The organism is Actinotalea sp. C106, from assembly GCF_023630195.1.
Classification (GTDB): Bacteria; Actinomycetota; Actinomycetes; order Actinomycetales; family Cellulomonadaceae; genus Actinotalea.
The window spans coordinates 1-1,302 of record NZ_JALPKN010000506.1; the positions used below are offsets into that span (position 1 = coordinate 1).

The following is a 1,302-nucleotide window of genomic DNA, read 5'->3' on the forward strand; positions in this document are numbered from 1 at the left end:
CGGGGCCCGGCGAGGCCCTGGGCGCGCAGCGCGACCCGCCGCGCCTGCTCCAGGGTGAGCGCGGCCCCGACCGCCGGGGCAGGGGTGAGGGAGGCCATCATGAGCCCATCCTGGCCCGTCCCACCGACACCGGGCGGACCCGGTCCACCTCGGCACCCGGGAGACGACGGAGGGCGGTCGACGCAGGGAAGACCTCCCCGCCTCGACCGCCTCCGCCTGGGCTCAGACCGCCTGCGCGGTCGTGGCCACCGGGGCGTCGAGCCGGATCACGCCGTAGCTCCAGCCCCGGCGCCGGTAGGCGACAGAGGGCAGCGCCGTCTCGGCGTCGATGAAGAGGTAGAAGTCGTGCCCGACCATCTCCATCTCGTACAGGGCGTCGTCGAGGGTCATCGGGAGGGCCTGGTGCATCTTCTCGCGGATGACCACCGGGGAGTCGCCCCAGGTCGACTCGACCGCCTCGCCGAGGGCCGGCGGGGCCGGCTCGGGCTCGGGTGCCGGCTCGGGCTCGGGCGGGAGGACCTCGACGGAGGGCATCGTCGGGCCGCGGTGGTGGTCCTTGCTGCGGTCGCGAGCGCGGCGCAGCCGCTCGAGGAGCTTGGTGGTCGCGGCGTCCAGGGCCGCGTACTCGTCGTCAGCGCTGGCCTCGGCCCTGATCACGGGGCCCTTGCCACGGACGGTCAGCTCGACCCGCTCGGACACCTCCGACTGCCTGGGGTTGCGCTCGTGGGTGAGCTCGACGTCGACCCGCTGGGCGCGGGGAGCGAGCTGCGTGACCTTGGAGAGCTTGTCCTCCACGTGGCGGCGGAACCGGTCGGGAACCTCGACGTGACGTCCGACGACGACGATCTCCATGCTGACCTCCTACAGGTGGGACGGCGACGCCGTCCGATGGACTGCTGGGCACGCCCTCACGGGGCGAACGAGGAGCACCACCTCCTCAGGAGATCGGAGCGCGGCACGATCGGCTGGCGTCCTCGCGCGGCCTCGGTGTGGTGCTCCATGTCCAGACGCTAGCCCCCCGGGACCCCGGGGGGAAACGCTAGAGGTCCCGTGTCGGGGGTGGAGTCGCCGCGAGGACCACAGCGCCCAGGACGAGTGCACCCGAACCGGACAGAGCGCGCTCGCACCCGGCCAGGGTGCTCCCGGTCGTCACGACGTCGTCGACCAGGAGGTGGGGTGCACCGCGGTCCTCCGCGCCCCCGGACCGCACCCGCCAGGCCCCCGCGGTGTTGACGTCGCGCGCCCGCGCACCGAGCCCGACCTGGTCCCGCCCTCCCCCGCGACGGGCCAGCCGGGTCGCCG

Annotated in this window: 2 protein-coding genes; both read right to left on the reverse strand. The window is 74.4% G+C overall.

What is annotated here, in order from left to right; genetic code table 11:
* Nucleotides 1-222: 222 nt before the first annotated feature.
* A complete protein-coding gene (gene hpf, locus L0B03_RS18040; RefSeq protein WP_250448408.1) occupies nt 223-852 on the reverse strand; it encodes a ribosome hibernation-promoting factor, HPF/YfiA family in 630 nt (209 codons plus the stop codon).
* Nucleotides 853-1,039: 187 nt separating this feature from the next.
* Nucleotides 1,040-1,302, reverse strand: a 263-nt coding sequence (locus L0B03_RS18045) for a ComF family protein (RefSeq protein ID WP_374205029.1), incomplete at its 5' end; no start/stop codon positions are given.